Origin of the sequence: Pseudomonas putida (assembly GCF_028682175.1) — a bacterium.
GTDB lineage: Bacteria > Pseudomonadota > Gammaproteobacteria > Pseudomonadales > Pseudomonadaceae > Aquipseudomonas > Aquipseudomonas putida_AD.
Window position 1 is genome coordinate 26,422 of the sequence record NZ_JANHKS010000017.1, and the last position, 14,555, is coordinate 40,976.

17 protein-coding genes are annotated in these 14,555 nt (G+C 61.7%); 9 read left to right on the plus strand and 8 right to left on the minus strand.

What is annotated here, in order from left to right; all coding sequences use genetic code 11:
• Positions 1 to 356: 356 nt before the first annotated feature.
• The 7 genes from NPS29_RS14110 (at position 357) to NPS29_RS14140 (ending at position 3,878) form a co-directional block, all read left to right on the plus strand.
• Positions 357 to 581 (plus strand): DUF6555 family protein, encoded by a 225-nt coding sequence (locus NPS29_RS14110; RefSeq protein WP_274133327.1) that lies wholly within the window; start codon positions 357 to 359, stop codon positions 579 to 581.
• 346 nt (positions 582 to 927) lie between these two features.
• Positions 928 to 1,245, plus strand: coding sequence for a YXWGXW repeat-containing protein (locus NPS29_RS14115; protein WP_274133329.1), 318 nt, complete (start codon positions 928 to 930; stop codon positions 1,243 to 1,245).
• Positions 1,246 to 1,351: 106 nt separating this feature from the next.
• Positions 1,352 to 1,948: an RNA polymerase sigma factor gene (locus tag NPS29_RS14120; protein WP_274133331.1), complete on the plus strand. Its 597-nt coding sequence runs from the start codon at positions 1,352 to 1,354 to the stop codon at positions 1,946 to 1,948.
• On the plus strand, positions 1,945 to 2,379 hold the full coding sequence (locus NPS29_RS14125) for a hypothetical protein (protein WP_274133333.1): 435 nt from the start codon (positions 1,945 to 1,947) through the stop codon (positions 2,377 to 2,379). Before NPS29_RS14120 ends, NPS29_RS14125 begins: the two co-directional genes overlap by 4 nt.
• Entirely contained in the window at positions 2,376 to 2,849 is a 474-nt protein-coding gene (locus tag NPS29_RS14130) for a periplasmic heavy metal sensor (protein ID WP_274133335.1), read from the plus strand. The genes NPS29_RS14125 and NPS29_RS14130 overlap by 4 nt, the downstream gene beginning before the upstream one ends.
• Positions 2,850 to 2,938: 89 nt before the next feature.
• Complete coding sequence (locus NPS29_RS14135) at positions 2,939 to 3,151, plus strand: hypothetical protein (protein ID WP_274133336.1); 213 nt, start codon at positions 2,939 to 2,941, stop codon at positions 3,149 to 3,151.
• A 73-nt stretch (positions 3,152 to 3,224) separates the two neighbouring features.
• Positions 3,225 to 3,878: an HAD-IA family hydrolase gene (locus NPS29_RS14140; RefSeq protein ID WP_274133337.1), complete on the plus strand. Its 654-nt coding sequence runs from the start codon at positions 3,225 to 3,227 to the stop codon at positions 3,876 to 3,878.
• A gap of 12 nt (positions 3,879 to 3,890) precedes the next feature.
• On the opposite strand, the gene nagZ is transcribed toward NPS29_RS14140, so the two are convergent.
• Together nagZ and NPS29_RS14150 are read right to left on the minus strand one after the other, a co-directional pair.
• Positions 3,891 to 4,889, minus strand: coding sequence for a beta-N-acetylhexosaminidase (nagZ, locus tag NPS29_RS14145; RefSeq protein ID WP_274133410.1), 999 nt, complete (start codon positions 4,887 to 4,889; stop codon positions 3,891 to 3,893).
• 103 nt (positions 4,890 to 4,992) lie between these two features.
• Positions 4,993 to 5,706 carry a TetR/AcrR family transcriptional regulator gene (locus tag NPS29_RS14150; RefSeq protein ID WP_274133338.1) on the minus strand — a complete coding sequence of 238 codons (714 nt, stop codon included), beginning with the start codon at positions 5,704 to 5,706 and terminating at the stop codon, positions 4,993 to 4,995.
• Positions 5,707 to 5,956: 250 nt separating this feature from the next.
• On the opposite strand from NPS29_RS14150, the gene lexA reads away from it, so the two are divergent.
• Positions 5,957 to 6,568, plus strand: coding sequence for a transcriptional repressor LexA (lexA, locus tag NPS29_RS14155; protein ID WP_274133339.1), 612 nt, complete (start codon positions 5,957 to 5,959; stop codon positions 6,566 to 6,568).
• 11 nt (positions 6,569 to 6,579) lie between these two features.
• Positions 6,580 to 7,080: an SOS-induced cell division inhibitor SulA gene (sulA, locus tag NPS29_RS14160; RefSeq protein ID WP_274133340.1), complete on the plus strand. Its 501-nt coding sequence runs from the start codon at positions 6,580 to 6,582 to the stop codon at positions 7,078 to 7,080.
• Positions 7,081 to 7,174: 94 nt separating this feature from the next.
• Here the strand turns inward: sulA and NPS29_RS14165 are convergent, their stop codons facing one another.
• From NPS29_RS14165 to fadB, 6 genes are all read right to left on the minus strand, one after another.
• Positions 7,175 to 7,411 (minus strand): hypothetical protein, encoded by a 237-nt coding sequence (locus tag NPS29_RS14165; protein ID WP_093467610.1) that lies wholly within the window; start codon positions 7,409 to 7,411, stop codon positions 7,175 to 7,177.
• A gap of 82 nt (positions 7,412 to 7,493) precedes the next feature.
• Positions 7,494 to 8,015, minus strand: a complete 522-nt coding sequence (locus tag NPS29_RS14170) for a DUF6586 family protein (protein ID WP_274133341.1) — start codon at positions 8,013 to 8,015, stop codon at positions 7,494 to 7,496.
• 130 nt (positions 8,016 to 8,145) lie between these two features.
• Positions 8,146 to 10,749 (minus strand): type I DNA topoisomerase, encoded by a 2,604-nt coding sequence (gene topA, locus NPS29_RS14175; RefSeq protein WP_274133343.1) that lies wholly within the window; start codon positions 10,747 to 10,749, stop codon positions 8,146 to 8,148.
• A gap of 110 nt (positions 10,750 to 10,859) precedes the next feature.
• Positions 10,860 to 11,096: a DUF1653 domain-containing protein gene (locus NPS29_RS14180; protein ID WP_274133345.1), complete on the minus strand. Its 237-nt coding sequence runs from the start codon at positions 11,094 to 11,096 to the stop codon at positions 10,860 to 10,862.
• 102 nt (positions 11,097 to 11,198) lie between these two features.
• A complete protein-coding gene (gene fadA / locus NPS29_RS14185; protein ID WP_274133346.1) occupies positions 11,199 to 12,374 on the minus strand; it encodes an acetyl-CoA C-acyltransferase FadA in 1,176 nt (391 codons plus the stop codon).
• Between the two features lie 23 nt (positions 12,375 to 12,397).
• Positions 12,398 to 14,545 (minus strand): fatty acid oxidation complex subunit alpha FadB, encoded by a 2,148-nt coding sequence (gene fadB / locus NPS29_RS14190; protein ID WP_274133347.1) that lies wholly within the window; start codon positions 14,543 to 14,545, stop codon positions 12,398 to 12,400.
• Positions 14,546 to 14,555: the final 10 nt, after the last annotated feature.

A 14,555-nucleotide genomic window follows, 5' to 3' on the forward strand; every position in this document is an offset into this window, starting at 1 on the left:
CTGCCGCTCATCCCCCTCCACGACGCCTGCGCTCGGCCTGGCGCCTTTACGTCGCGTTCGGCGGCGCCTGTGCCATCGCGTTCGAAGATCAAGATCAAAATCTAAAACACGCCACCTTCCCCTAGCAGTCCGGCTTGCCGGCGTCGGCGATATTGAGGCCGCTCCCGCCGGCAAGCCGTGCTGCTACGAGGCTTGGGGCAGCGTGGCCGACCATCCATTTGCCTGCATCTGCAACGCTTGCCCCCTTCGTCTGTACCAATACCCACCGTTTGCACCCCAACGGATCAATTCGAGTGAATTTTCCTGGCCCTGGCGACTCAGTGAAGTGTGAGCGACTGATAGGGAGGTTTACGAGAGTGGGACAGTACAAGCATTTCAGAATCGATTATCTGCTGCATGGAAAATACAAAAGCTTCTATATCAGCGCCGAAGCCATGGACAGCGCTTCTGCATGGCATTGGGCGTCAGTGGACGCAGGCTTTGGCCAGATCCCCAAATATCGTTCTGACAAGGTGCCTAAGGTCAGCAAACCCAAGGCCGAGCAACTGGGCCTCACGGATGTAGAGTGGGCCGAATCCTGAGCTGCGCTCGGAAAAACCCATGACGCCGATCAGCCTGGCGGAACAGTTTTCTGACAATTGACCGCCTGTATCGAGGCCATGGAAAGAGCTGTTCATTAATCGACCATATTGACCAAGCCCTTGCACCCAAGGGCTTACAGACAGTTATCCACAGAGATATTCACTATTTCCGTGGACAACTTTCTGAACCCTTTCCCGTTGACTATCAACGTCATATGGCGCTAGCACCCCTCCCTTCCTTTCGATCCTCCCATTTTTTTCGCACTGCCTGCGACGGATTTTTCCAGCGCCTGCGTTGAACCCTTCAGCTGCACTCATTTTCGCGTGCAGGCATGAAGGAGTTGTCATGAGAGTCCCACGATCTCTGGCCAGATTAGGTTACGCCCTGCTCATCCCGGTCGCACTCGCGGCACTGGCGAGCACCCCCTCCTACGCGCAGGAAATCATCATTCGCCAGGCGCCACCCCCCATGCGCATGGAGCCGGTTCCGGGCGGGCGGCCCGGATATGCCTGGGACCGCGGTCACTGGCGCTGGGAGGGCCGGGGCTATGTCTGGGCGCCCGGGCACTGGCAGCGCGTGCGACCCAATGCGCGCTGGCAGCCGGGCCACTGGGTGGCGCGCGGTCCGAACTGGTACTGGATAGAAGGTCGCTGGGTGCGGTGAACCATTGGCGGGGATGCGGTCAGTAGTAACAAGATATTTCAACGCCCTCCCCGCCAGCCTTGAACATGGCGTGGCTGCCCCAGTAACCGGACCGAGACACGCCATATTGAACGAAACTGATCCGGACCTTGAGTTGTTGGCCCGCGTCGGCAACAACGAACCGGAGGCCGTCAAGGAGATGGTGTCACGCAAGCTCCCTCGCCTTCTCGCCTTGGCCAGCCGCGTGTTGGGCGATGCCGAAGAAGCCAGGGATGTCGCCCAGGAAAGCTTTCTCAGGTTGTGGAAACATGCGGCGGGCTGGCGCACCGGCCAGGCGCGCTTCGACACCTGGCTGCACCGCGTCGTGTTGAACCTGTGCTACGACCGCCTGCGCAGCCGCAAGGGCATGCCGCTGCTCGAAGACGACTTCCTCGCCGAAGTCCCGGACAGCGCGCCGCTACCCGAGGAGCAGTTGCAAACCCAGGCGCAGCACGCACAAATGGCCGCAGCACTGGCCGCCTTGCCGGACCGCCAGCGTGAGGCCATCGTTTTGCAGTATTACCAGGAATTGCCCAACACCGAAGCCGCAGCGCTGATGCAGATCAGCGTCGAGGCGCTGGAAAGTCTTTTGTCACGAGGCCGGCGCAACTTGCGCACTTATTTAGCCGAGTCAGACCTTGCCCCGCAGCAGCGCAAGGCCAGCCCAGGGAGAGGAAAACCATGACGCCTGAACGCTTTGCCCATCTGGCCGACGCCTACGGGGCGGACCTGCGACACTGGCCGGCAGCCGAACAGGAAGATGCCCGTCGCCTGCTGGCTTCGGGGGAAACAAGCGTGCATGAAACGCTGCGGCAGGCGGCCTGGCTCGACCGGCAACTGGACACTCATCGCGCGGCCACCCCTGATCCGTTGCTGGTTCGCGCAGTGCTGGCAGCGGCCTTCACCCCGGCCTCGTCATCGTTCTGGCGTCGGCATTGGGAATGGCTGTCGAGCCTTGGCATCGTTGGCGTGGGCCTTGCCGGTGCAGCCGCGGGAATGCTGGTGGTTTCCCTCAGCCTGCCGCTCACCAGCACCCCCGAGGTATTGCCCAGCATCTTCGACCATGGCGATGTCGAGCTCTTCCAGGGCCTGGATGCCGAGGAGAACGATCAATGAGCCAGGCCCCCGCTCGCTTCAAAACCCTGCTGATCGCCTCGGTGCTGACCAACGTTTTCCTGATCGGCGGCCTTGCGGGCGGCTGGTATCAATGGTCCAACCGCCCGCACCCTCCCCGCAGCGTGGTGCAACACGGGCTGCATCAGGCGCTGGCGCAACTGCCCGAAGCCCGTCGCCATCAGTTGCGCCGCCTGCTGCGTGAAACCCGCGCGCAAAACCAGGCGCTGATCGTCGCCAGCCGTCAGGCCCACGCCGATGTCGTGCAGCGCCTGCAATCTGCAGCGCTGGATCGCGATGCGCTGGACGCCGACCTGGACCGCGCCCGCACCGCCGACATCAGCCTGCGCACCCGCGTTGACGCCACTCTGGCCGACTTCGCCGCCACCTTGCCGGCCGATGAACGCCAGAAACTGGCCGAGGCGATGGTCAACCGGCGTCAGGCGCTGCCACGCAACGCGATGAAAGAGTAAAAACCGGCGACGGATTCTGCGCCATGCAACGTTAAATCCCTGTACGCCCCACCAATCAGGTGCGGGCCAGGTCGACACAAGGATTTCCCATGTTGCGATTCACCAAGGCCGCCCTGCTGGCCACCGCCTTCACCCTCACATTGTCCGGCTGTGTCGTCGAGCCGGTTCACCCGCGCCGCCCACCGCCGCCTGTAGAGGTCGTGCCCGTGATGCCCGCCCCCGGCGCACAATGGGTGCCGGGACACTACCGCTGGGCTGGCAATCAATGGCTGTGGATGCCGGGGCACTGGCGCCGCTACTGACAGACTCTCTGTGCAGTGCATGCTAGGCTCGCGAATCGACTGAACGACAGCGCTTCATAAAAGGACAGCATGCATGCCAGAGCAGCACTCATTCGCCGCCTTCCTGTTCGACATGGATGGCACTCTGACCAACTCCACCGTGGCCGCCGAGCGGGTCTGGACGCAATGGGCGCTGAGCAAGGGCGTCAATGTCCAGGAGTTGCTCGCGACCATTCACGGGGTGCGCTGCATCGACACCCTGCGCCGTTTGAACCTGCCGGGGGTCGATCCGGAACTGGAAGCGCAGCGGCTGACCGAGGCGGAAATCGAGGATGTCGAGGGCGTGGTGGCCGTTGAGGGCGCCGCGCAGTTCCTCGCTGCGATCCCGGACAACCGCTGGGCCGTGGTCACTTCTGCTCCGCGCCAACTGGCCGAACGCAGGATCCTCGCGGCCGGCCTGCCGCTGCCGCAGGTGCTGGTCAGCGCCGAAGACGTCGAGAGAGGCAAACCCGCGCCGGACTGCTTTCTGCTGGGTGCCCAGCGCCTGGGCACGAAGGCAGAGGATTGCCTGGTATTCGAAGATGCGGCGGCGGGTATTGGAGCGGCCGAAGCGGCCGGGGCGCAAGTGATGGTGGTCACGGCGGCGCATACCCACAGCCTACAGACGCGGCATCCTTCACTGAACAGTTACGATGCCTACAAGGTAGTGGTCGATCAGCAGGGGCGCCTGCAACTGCGCCCCAACTGACCCGGGTGAGGCTCAGTCGATCAACTGGGCGTCACGCAGCGCACCCAGCGCGGCCTGCCAGCGCGGGTGCTGACGGTATTCGGTGGTCGCCAGCCCCTGTCCACGCATCCGGGCAATTCGCGCAGGGGCGGTGATTTTCATCCGCTGCGCAGCACTGAGGGCCAGCTCTGCGGCAGCGCGATCGTTGCACACCAGACCCATGTCGCAACCGGCCGTCAGGGCCGCCTCGATACGGCTGGCGGCATCGCCCACCACATGGGCACCGGCCATGGACAGGTCATCGCTGAAGATCACCCCGTCAAAGCCAAGCTCGCCGCGCAGAATGTCCTGCAGCCAGCGCCGAGAGAAACCTGCCGGTTGCGAATCCACCTGCGGATAGATGACGTGAGCCGGCATGACCGCCGCCAGTTGCTTGCTCAAGCGGGCAAAAGGCACCAGATCGTTGGCCCGGATGGTTTCCAGACTGCGTTCATCGTTGGGGATCGCCACATGGGAATCCGCTTCGGCCCAGCCGTGCCCCGGGAAATGCTTGCCGGTGGCGGCCATGCCAGCGTCGTTCATGCCGCGAATGAAAGCACCCGCCAGCAACGCCGCACGCTCGGGATCACCTTCGAACGAACGGCTGCCCACCACCGCGCTGCGCTGGTAATCCAGGTCCAGCACCGGCGCAAAGCTCAAGTCCAGCCCGACGGCCAGCACTTCGGCTGCCATCAGCCAGCCGCACTGCTCGGCGAGGAATTCGGCATTCGGGTTGTCGGCAATCGCGCGCATGGCTGGCAGACGCACGAAGCCCTGGCGCAGGCGCTGCACCCGCCCGCCCTCCTGATCGACCGCCAGCAGCAAGTCAGGACGAATGGCGCGGATAGACGCGCACAGCTCACGTACCTGGCGAGGGCTTTCGATGTTACGGGCAAAGATAATCAGGCCGCCCACTTCGGGCTGGCGCAGAAACTGACGGTCTTCGGCGGTCAGCCAGGTACCGGCGACGTCCACCATCAGGGAGCCTTGCAGGCCAGAATTCATACCAAGATCCTTCAACAACCAATGCTCAGACCGGCATGGTGAGGGATCGAGGGGTGCGATGCAAATTCACCGCACCGTACTGCGAGAGCGATCAGACTTTGGCGGGGGTCGGCGGCGTCGCGCTTTTGCTGCGTGGCTTGAGCTGGGCGCTGATCATGGCAGAGTCCGTCACCCCGGTTTCGGCGCGCATGCCAGCGGCCAGGAACGGCACCATCAGGCGCATGACCTGCTCGATGGAGGTATTGACGCCGAAATCGGTCTCGGCGATGGCGCGCAACGCCTTGATGCCGGACATGCTGAACGCTGCGGCGCCGAGCATGAAGTGCACGCGCCAGAACAGCTCGATAGGCGGGATACGCGGCGCGGCCTCGTTGACCAGCAGCATATAGCGGCGGAAAACCTTGCCGTACATGTCTTCCAGATAGCGGCGCAGGTGGCCCTGGCTCTGGCTGAACGCCAGGCCCAGCAGACGCATGAAAATCGACAAATCATTGCCGCTTCGAGGTTGCACCACCAAGGCTTGCTCGACGAGAATTTCCAGCAGCTCTTCAAGGGTCGGCTTGTGCTCGGGCTTGGCCTGGCGGCGCTCAAGCTCTTTGTCCAGGCTCAGGCAGAACGGCCCCAGGAAACGCGAGAACACAGCCTGGATCAGCGCCTTTTTCGAACCGAAGTGGTAGTTCACCGCTGCCAGGTTCACCGACGCCTTGCTGGTAATGAGCCGCAACGACGTTTCGGCAAAACCCTTCTCGGCGAACAGCTGTTCTGCAGCATCGAGAATTCGTTCAACTGTTTCCGACTGAGCCATGGTTCTTCGCCTGACAAACACTTGTTTGAAACATACGTTTCAAGCGATTTCCTGTCAACCCTGCCCGTTCGTTTTCTGCCCGTCCGGTCACGCCATTTAATCATACAAATCGGCACTTACAGCCACTGCCTGGCAAAGTCCGCGAGGGATCTTTGCACGGTCATCGGCTGCGCCGGATAAAAGGATGATTGCCAAGACGCGATCACTGTATATAATCCCAGTCACTGTATAAAAAGACAGAGCGACGTACATGATTAAACTGACAGCACGCCAAGCCGAGATTCTGGATTTCATCAAACGCTGTCTCGAAGACAACGGCTACCCGCCCACCCGTGCGGAAATCGCTCAGAAACTGGGGTTCAAATCCCCCAACGCTGCCGAAGAGCACCTCAAGGCCCTGGCACGCAAGGGCGCCATCGAGATGACCCCTGGCGCCTCCCGCGGCATCCGCATTCCGGGCTTCGAGGCCAAGAACGACGACACCGGCGGCCTGCCGATCATCGGCCGCGTCGCTGCCGGTGCACCGATCCTGGCCCAGCAACACGTCGAGGAATCCCTGGCCATCAACCCGGCGTTCTTCCACCCCAGCGCAGACTACCTGCTCCGGGTCCACGGCATGAGCATGAAGGATGTCGGCATCCTCGACGGCGACCTGCTGGCGGTCCACACCACCCGCGAAGCCCGCAACGGCCAGATCGTCGTGGCGCGCATCGGCGACGAAGTCACCGTCAAGCGCTTCAAGCGTGAAGGCAGCAAGGTCTGGCTGATCGCCGAGAACCCTGATTTCGCCCCCATCGAGGTCAACCTGAAAGATCAGGACCTGGTCATCGAAGGGCTGAGCGTCGGCGTGATTCGCCGCTAAGGAGAACGTCCATGCAGTTCCAGACACCGCAACAACATGCACAACTGCCCCTGTTCGAAGCCTTCATGGCTCCGGTCGGGCACCTGCTCGACGCGCCGCTGCTCAAGGTGCCGGTCCTGGACGATGTGGTCCAGAAGCCCTGGAACAACGATGCGGAAGTCTTCAGTGAATTGTCATTGCGCGGCGCTGCCGGGAACTGCCTGAACCTTCTGGCGCCTATCCTCCGGGATCTGAGCCAGGACTCCAACGACCGCTGGCTGACGCTCATCGCTCCGCCTTCGAGCGTCACCCAGGCCTGGCTGCGGGACGCCGGGCTGAACCGGGAGCGCATTATCCTGATGCAGCCCCGTGGCAATCAGAGCGCGCTGGAACTGACCCGCGAAGCCTTGCGCCTGGGCCGCAGTCATACCGTCGTCAGCTGGATCAACCCGATTTCGGGCACCGCCCGTCAGCAACTGATCAGCGCGGCGAGCATCGGAAATGCGCAAAGCCTGAACATCCGCCTGGGCTGAGTGACAGCGGCGGGTTCAGTCAGTATCGGAAAAGGTGTGTAGCCAGGCTTCTGCGAATGAGAAGCCTTGAAGCACGCATTTGACCCGGGCCGGATCAATGCAGGACGCGAGGCCCCTCTTCTTCCTTGGTCAGCTCGCCTTCAGCCAGGCGGCCAGCCATCTGCACGCCGACGCTCAGCATTGCCTTGGCGACTTCGACGTGTTGGCCTTGCAGAAATGCCTTGGCATCCTCGGAGAAATTCAAGGTCACCAACGACCCTTCATCCTCGGCACGGCGCAACTCGATGCGGCCGTCAGGCAATTCGACAATTTCCAGAAAAGAGGTTGGCATCAGGACAGTTCTCCACGAAAGACGACCATTGTAACAGCCTGATGACGCATGCCCTAGTCCATCGATCATTCAGACGTTTGGCTCAGCACTCGCTCAAGCCTTCGCGGAAGCGAATGGCCAGCCCCTTGAGCTGTTGCCGCCAGCTCTCCATCTCTTCACGGCTCAACTCAGGCTCCGGCTCATCCTCAGCCCCCACCGAAATGATCAACGGCTGGGTGACGTCGCCCTTGGGTTTGCTCGGGGCACGTGGCGGCTGGAACAGCGCGTTGTAGGACGCCAACAGCTGCGCCAGCCAGGTTTCGCGCTGCTGCGCCAATTCCACCAGCTCAGCCATCTCCGGGATCTGTATCGACTCCAGCACCTGCGGGGTCAGCAGCGCCTCGGCACGTGGCGAGCTGGCCTGGGGCAAACGATAGAAGCCGGCGATCTCGTGACACAGGCCCAGCAGCGCGCCGTACAGGTGAAACACCGCCGATTCACGTTCAGCCTGCTCCAGGCCCTGGGCGTTCATGGCGCCACTGGCCTTGGCCTTGGCCATGGCTTCCAGGGCAAGCCCTGCGAAAAAGATCTTCTGGTTGGTACGTGTATAGAGTTCGCGAGCCATGAACGTGGCCTCCACCTCGATGAATAGGGACAGGTCGCCTTGCGAAAAAAATCCCCCGCTACGCAAGCGCACCGGGGGACTGATTCAACGCATGGCGGGTGCGCCAGCCGACAGGCTCAGGCGCACGCGATCAACGCTTGTCTTCGACCTTCCAGGTGCCGCCGTCGTAGAACGCGCGCCAGCCGGTCGGCTTGCCGTCCACTTCGGTCTGCACATATTGCTCCTTGGACTTGCGGCTGTAACGGATCACTGCCGGACGGCCATCAGGATCCTTGGCCGGCGCTTCGCACAGGAAGTGGTACTTCGGATCGATCTCGGACTTGTGCGGCACGATTTCCAGCACCAGCGGCGCACGGGTCTCGCGGTTTTTCGGGAACTGGCTGGCCGCCAGGAACAGACCCGAGGCACCGTCACGCAGGATGTAGGTGTCGTCGACCTTCTCGCACTTGAGTTCCGGCATCTTCACCGGGTCCATTTTCGGCGGTGCAGCTTCGCCGTTCTTCAGCAGCTTGCGGGTGTTCTTGCAGTTGGTGCAGCCGAAGAACTTGCCGAAGCGGCCAGTCTTGAGCTGCATCTCGCCGCCACACTTGTCGCACTCCACGCTCGGGCCTTCGTAGCCCTTGATGCGATAGGTGCCCTCTTCGATCTCGTAGCCTGCGCAGTCCGGGTTGTTGCCGCAGATGTGCAGTTTGCGCTTCTCGTCGAGCAGGTAGGCGTCCATCGCGGTGCTGCAGATCGGGCAGCGATGCTTGCCACGCAACACGCGCGATTCCGATTCACCCTCGTCGTCCTCGGCGATTTCGTCGCCCGGCGTCAGGTTGACGGTGGCCTTGCAGCGTTCCTTGGGCGGCAGGCTGTAGCCCGAGCAACCGAGGAATACGCCCGTGGACGCGGTACGAATCTGCATCGGACGGCCGCAGACCTTGCAAGGGATGTCGGTCATCACCGGCTCGTTGGCACGCATGCCGCTGCCGGTCGCTTCGGCCACTTCGAGTTTCTTCTTGAAGTCGCCGTAGAACTCGTCGAGCACGTTTTTCCAGTCACGCTCGCCCTGAGCCACGTCGTCGAGGTTCTCTTCCATGCCGGCGGTGAAGCCGTAGTCCATCAGGTTCGAGAAGCTCTCGGACAGGCGCTCGGTAACGATGTCGCCCATCTTTTCCGAGTAGAAACGACGGTTGTGCAGCGCCACGTAGCCACGGTCCTGGATGGTCGAGATGATCGCAGCGTAGGTCGAAGGACGACCGATCCCGCGTTTTTCCATCTCCTTGACCAGGCTCGCTTCGGAGTAGCGCGCCGGCGGCTTGGTGAAGTGCTGGGTCGGGTCGAGCTTGATCAGCTTCATGCTGTCGCCCTGAGCCATGTCCGGCAGCACGTCGTCGTCGCCCGGCTTGCTCATCTGTGGCAGCACACGGGTGTAACCGTCGAACTTGAGGATGCGGCCCTTGGCGCGCAGCTCGAAGTCGCCGGCGGTGACGCTGACAGTGGTAGACAGGTATTGCGCAGGCGGCATCTGGCAGGCCACGAACTGGCGCCAGATCAGCTCGTACAGGCGCTCGGCGTCACGCTCCATGCCCGACAGCTTGCTCGGGTGGGTGTTGACGTCGGAAGGACGAATCGCTTCGTGAGCCTCTTGTGCCCCTTCCTTGCTGCTGTAGACGTTCGGCGAGTCGGGCAGGTATTTTTTGCCGAACTCGCTTTCGATGTAGGTGCGAGCCATGGCCACTGCGTCCGCCGACAGGTTGGTCGAGTCGGTACGCATATAGGTGATGTAACCCGCTTCGTAAAGACGCTGGGCCATCATCATGGTTTTCTTCACGCCGTAGCCCAGACGGTTACTGGCCGCCTGCTGCAGGGTGGAGGTGATGAACGGCGCCGACGGCTTGCTGCTGGTCGGCTTGTCTTCGCGCTTGGCGATGCTGTAGGCCGAAACCTTGAGCTTCTCCAGCGCCGCCATGGCCTGGGCTTCGTTCAGCGGCTTGAAGGCCTCGCCTTTCTCGCGGGCCACTTCGAAGCGCACCTTGGCGCCCTTGGCGGTCCCCAGGTCAGCGTGCACTTCCCAGTATTCTTCAGGGTTGAAGGCACGGATCTCACGCTCGCGCTCAACCACCAGCTTCACCGCAACCGACTGCACCCGGCCGGCCGACAGGCCACGGGCGATCTTCTGCCACAGCAGCGGCGAGACCATGTAACCCACGACGCGGTCCAGGAACCGGCGCGCCTGCTGGGCATTGACGCGGTCGATGTCCAGTTCGCCCGGCTGGGAGAACGCTTCCTGGATGGCTTTCTTGGTGATCTCGTTGAACACCACGCGCTTGTAGCGATCGTCGTCACCACCGATGGCTTCGCGCAGGTGCCAGGCGATGGCTTCCCCCTCGCGGTCCAAGTCCGTTGCCAGGTAGATGGTGTCGGCATCCTTGGCCAGGCGGCGCAGCTCCTCGATCACCTTTTCCTTGCCAGGCAGGATCTCGTACTTGGCTTTCCAGCCATGATCGGGATCGACGCCCATGCGGGCCACGAGCTGGCGCTTGGCCTTTTCCTTGGGCGACAGCGCAGGCGCTTCGGCCGCTGCCTTGCCGCGCTTGGCAGCAGGCTCTTTGGCGGCGCTCGCCGAACCGCTGGTGGGCAGGTCTCGGATATGGCCGATACTCGACTTCACCACGTACTGGCTGCCCAGATACTTGTTGATGGTCTTGGCCTTAGCCGGGGATTCCACAATGACCAGCGATTTGCCCATGGATCGGAAAATTCCTAATGCGAGAAAAAAAGACGTTGGAGCCTCAGAGGCCCCGCTATATATAGTGGCTACAAGGTGAGGTCAAGCACAGGCTACTGCAAGGCCTTGCCTCATGACCTCGGAAAAAGGTCAGGTTCGGCCGTGACCAAAGCAAAGCGCGGCACTTGCTCCCCGTCAACCTCGACCGACTCCAGAAACATGCTCAAGGGACGTACCCAGAGGCCGTATTCGCCATACAGCGCTTGGTAGAACACGACTTCCTCTTCAGTCTCCGAATGCTTCGCGACACCGAAAACACGGTACTCGGGGCCTTTGTAGTGACGGTAGAGACCTGGTTGTAGCTGCATGCTGCGAACCTCAGGTAATGACCCGAAAAAAACTTTCAAAAAACGTTTCGTAAAAAATACAAAAGCCGGGGCACCTGGCCCCGGCTTGCAACCTCACACCGCTTAGATGCGCTCAAAGACGGTCGAGATACCCTGACCCAGGCCGATACACATGGTGGCCACACCCAGGGTGCCGCCCTTCTGCTTCATGACGTTGAGCAAAGTGCCGGAAATCCGCGCTCCCGAGCAACCGAAAGGGTGACCCAAGGCGATGGCGCCGCCGTGCAGGTTAACCTTCTGGTCCATCTTGTCGAGCACTTTCAAATCTTTCAGCACCGGCAGGGCCTGTGCAGCGAAGGCTTCGTTGAGCTCGAAGTAGTCGATGTCGGCAATGCTCAGACCCGCGCGCTTGAGCGCTTTCTGGGTCGCCGGTACAGGCCCGTAACCCATGATTGCAGGGTCGACACCGGCCACTGCCATGGAGCGAATAACCGCCATCGGCGTGATGCCCAGATCCATGGCGCGCTGGCCCGACATCACGATCATGCACGAAGCACCGTCGGTGATCTGCGACGAAGTACCGGCCGTCACAGTACCACCTTTGGGGTTGAATGCAGGCTTCAACGCCGCCAGGCTTTCGAGGGTGGTCTCGGGACGAATGGTTTCGTCGAAGTCGTACATCTTCAGGAAGCCGTTCTCGTCATACCCTTGCATCGGGATGATTTCGTCCTTGAAGTTTCCTTCCACGGTCGCCTGGTGGGCCAGACGGTGCGAACGCACGCCGAACGCATCCTGGGCTTCACGGGTGATGCCGTGCATCTTGCCGAGCATTTCGGCGGTCAGGCCCATCATGCCCGAGGCCTTGGCCGCGTACAGCGACATGTGCGGGTTCGGGTCGACACCGTGCATCATGCCGACGTGGCCCATGTGCTCGACGCCGCCGATGACGAACACGTCACCGTTGTTGCTCATGATCGCCTGGGCGGCGGTGTGCAGCGCGCTCATGGACGAACCGCACAGGCGGCTGACGGTCTGCGCAGCGGAGGTGTGCGGGATCTGGGTCATCAGCGACGCCATGCGCGCGATGTTCCAGCCCTGCTCCAGGGTCTGGTTGACGCAGCCCCAGATCACATCCTCGACTTCCGAAGGATCGACCTTGGTGTTGCGTTCCAGCAGTTTGCTGATCAGGTGCGCCGACATGTCTTCGGCGCGGGTGTTACGGTGCATGCCACCCTTGGAGCGGCCCATCGGGGTGCGACCGAAGTCGACAATCACGACGTCTCTGGGATTCAAGCTCATATTCTCACCTGTTCGTTGGGCACTTAGCCGAAGAAGCGCTGGCCGTTCTTGGCCATTTCACGCAGCTTCGCAGTGGGGTGGTACAAAGCGCCCAGATCAGCGTATTGGTCCGCCAGGGCAACGAATTGGGCGACACCTATCGAGTCGATGTAACGCAGTGCACCGCCACGGAACGGAGGGAAACCGATGCCGTAGATCAGGCCCATGTCGGCCTCGGCTGCGGTTTCGACGATGCCGTCTTCCAGGCAGCGCACAGTTTCCAGGCACAGCGGGATCATCATCCAGTTGATGATGTCCTCGTCGCTGACTTCACGCTGTTCGTAGACCACCGGCTTGAGCACTTCGAGCACCGAGGCGTCGACCACTTTCTTCGGCTTGCCGTTCTTGTCGGTCTCGTAGGCGTAGAAGCCCTTGCCGTTCTTCTGGCCCAGACGATTGGCCTCGTACAGCGCGTCGACCGCGGAACGACGGTCGTCCTTCATGCGATCAGGGAAGCCTTCAGCCATGACGTCGCGACCGTGGTGGCCGGTGTCGATGCCGACCACGTCCATCAGGTAGGCCGGGCCCATGGGCCAGCCGAACTTTTCCATGACCTTGTCGATGCGCACGAAGTCGACACCGGCGCTGACCAGCTTGGCGAAACCGCCGAAGTACGGGAACAGGATGCGGTTGACCAGGAAGCCCGGGCAGTCGTTGACCACGATCGGGTTCTTGCCCATTTTCTTGGCGTAGGCCACGGTGGTCGCCACCGCGACTTCGCTGGACTTCTCGCCACGGATCACTTCCACCAGCGGCATCATGTGCACCGGGTTGAAGAAGTGCATGCCGACGAAGTTTTCCGGACGCTTGAGCGCCTTGGCCAGCAGGCTGATGGAGATGGTCGAGGTGTTGGAAGCCAGGATCGCGTCATCACGCACCTGCCCTTCCACTTCGGCCAGTACGGCCTGCTTGACCTTCGGATTCTCGACCACGGCTTCAACCACCAGATCGACATGGCCGAAATCGCCGTAGGACAGCGTAGGACGAATCGCGTTGAGCGCTTCGGCCATCTTCGCCGGGGTCAGGCGACCTTTCTCGACGCGCTTGCCCAGCAGCTTGGACGCTTCGCCCAGGCCCAGCTCGATGGCTTCTTCGCGGATGTCTTTCATCAGGATCGGGGTGCCCTTGACCGCCGACTGATAGGCGATACCGCCACCCATGATGCCGGCACCCAGTACGGCAGCCTGCTTCACGTCCTTGGCGACTTCGTCGTAGATCTTGGCTTTCTTTTTCAGTTCCTGGTCGTTCAGGAACAGGCCGATCAGACTCTCGGCAGCCGAGGTCTTGGCCATCTTCACGAAACCGGCAGCTTCGACTTCCAGCGCCTTGTCACGCCCGAAGTTGGCGGCTTTCTGGATGGTCTTGATCGCTTCGACCGGTGCCGGGTAGTTCGGGCCGGCCTGGCCTGCGACGAAACCTTTTGCGGTTTCGAAAGCCATCATCTGCTCGATGGCGTTGAGCTTGAGTTTGTCCAGCTTCGGCTGACGCTTGGCCTTGAAATCGAACTCGCCGGAGATGGCGCGCTTGATCAGGTCCAGCGCTGCGTCACGCAGCTTCTCGGGAGCAATCACGGCATCCACGGCGCCCACTTTCAGGGCGTCTTCGGCGCGGTTGTCCTTGCCCGAGGCGATCCACTCGACGGCGTTATCGACGCCGATCAGGCGTGGCAGGCGCACAGTGCCGCCAAAGCCCGGGTAGATGCCCAGCTTGACTTCCGGCAGACCGATCTTGGCGGTGGCGGACATGACACGAAAATCCGCGGCCAGACACATTTCCAGCCCGCCGCCCAGCGCGATGCCGTTGATGGCTGCCAGGGTCGGGACGCCCAAGTCTTCGAAGTCGCTGAAGATCTTGTTCGCTTCAAGGTTGCCAGCGACCAGTTCGGCCTCGGGCAGTTTGAAGTTGTCTACGAATTCGGTGATGTCGGCGCCGACGATGAACACGTCCTTGCCGCTGGTGACGATGACGCCCTTGATCGAACCGTCGGCCTTGATGGCCTCGATGGCCTGGCGCAGGTCGTTGAGGGTGAGGCGGTTGAATTTGTTGACGGACTCACCCTTGAGGTCGAAATTCAATTCGACGATGCCACTTTCAAGAGCCTTAACCGTGATGGCTTTACCTTCGTAAATCATCAACTGATCT

Excerpts from the sequence above, each read along its gene's own strand:
- NPS29_RS14115 (WP_274133329.1), top strand. The coding sequence starts at position 928 with ATGAGAGTCCCACGATCTCTGGCCAGATTAGGTTACGCCCTGCTCATC.
- NPS29_RS14125 (WP_274133333.1), top strand. The coding sequence starts at position 1,945 with ATGACGCCTGAACGCTTTGCCCATCTGGCCGACGCCTACGGGGCGGAC.
- NPS29_RS14130 (WP_274133335.1), top strand. The coding sequence starts at position 2,376 with ATGAGCCAGGCCCCCGCTCGCTTCAAAACCCTGCTGATCGCCTCGGTG.
- NPS29_RS14135 (WP_274133336.1), top strand. The coding sequence starts at position 2,939 with ATGTTGCGATTCACCAAGGCCGCCCTGCTGGCCACCGCCTTCACCCTC.
- NPS29_RS14140 (WP_274133337.1), top strand. The coding sequence starts at position 3,225 with ATGCCAGAGCAGCACTCATTCGCCGCCTTCCTGTTCGACATGGATGGC.
- NPS29_RS14150 (WP_274133338.1), bottom strand. The coding sequence starts at position 5,706 with ATGGCTCAGTCGGAAACAGTTGAACGAATTCTCGATGCTGCAGAACAG.
- lexA (WP_274133339.1), top strand. The coding sequence starts at position 5,957 with ATGATTAAACTGACAGCACGCCAAGCCGAGATTCTGGATTTCATCAAA.
- sulA (WP_274133340.1), top strand. The coding sequence starts at position 6,580 with ATGCAGTTCCAGACACCGCAACAACATGCACAACTGCCCCTGTTCGAA.
- NPS29_RS14165 (WP_093467610.1), bottom strand. The coding sequence starts at position 7,411 with ATGCCAACCTCTTTTCTGGAAATTGTCGAATTGCCTGACGGCCGCATC.
- NPS29_RS14170 (WP_274133341.1), bottom strand. The coding sequence starts at position 8,015 with ATGGCTCGCGAACTCTATACACGTACCAACCAGAAGATCTTTTTCGCA.
- topA (WP_274133343.1), bottom strand. The coding sequence starts at position 10,749 with ATGGGCAAATCGCTGGTCATTGTGGAATCCCCGGCTAAGGCCAAGACC.
- NPS29_RS14180 (WP_274133345.1), bottom strand. The coding sequence starts at position 11,096 with ATGCAGCTACAACCAGGTCTCTACCGTCACTACAAAGGCCCCGAGTAC.
- fadA (WP_274133346.1), bottom strand. The coding sequence starts at position 12,374 with ATGAGCTTGAATCCCAGAGACGTCGTGATTGTCGACTTCGGTCGCACC.
- fadB (WP_274133347.1), bottom strand. The coding sequence starts at position 14,545 with ATGATTTACGAAGGTAAAGCCATCACGGTTAAGGCTCTTGAAAGTGGC.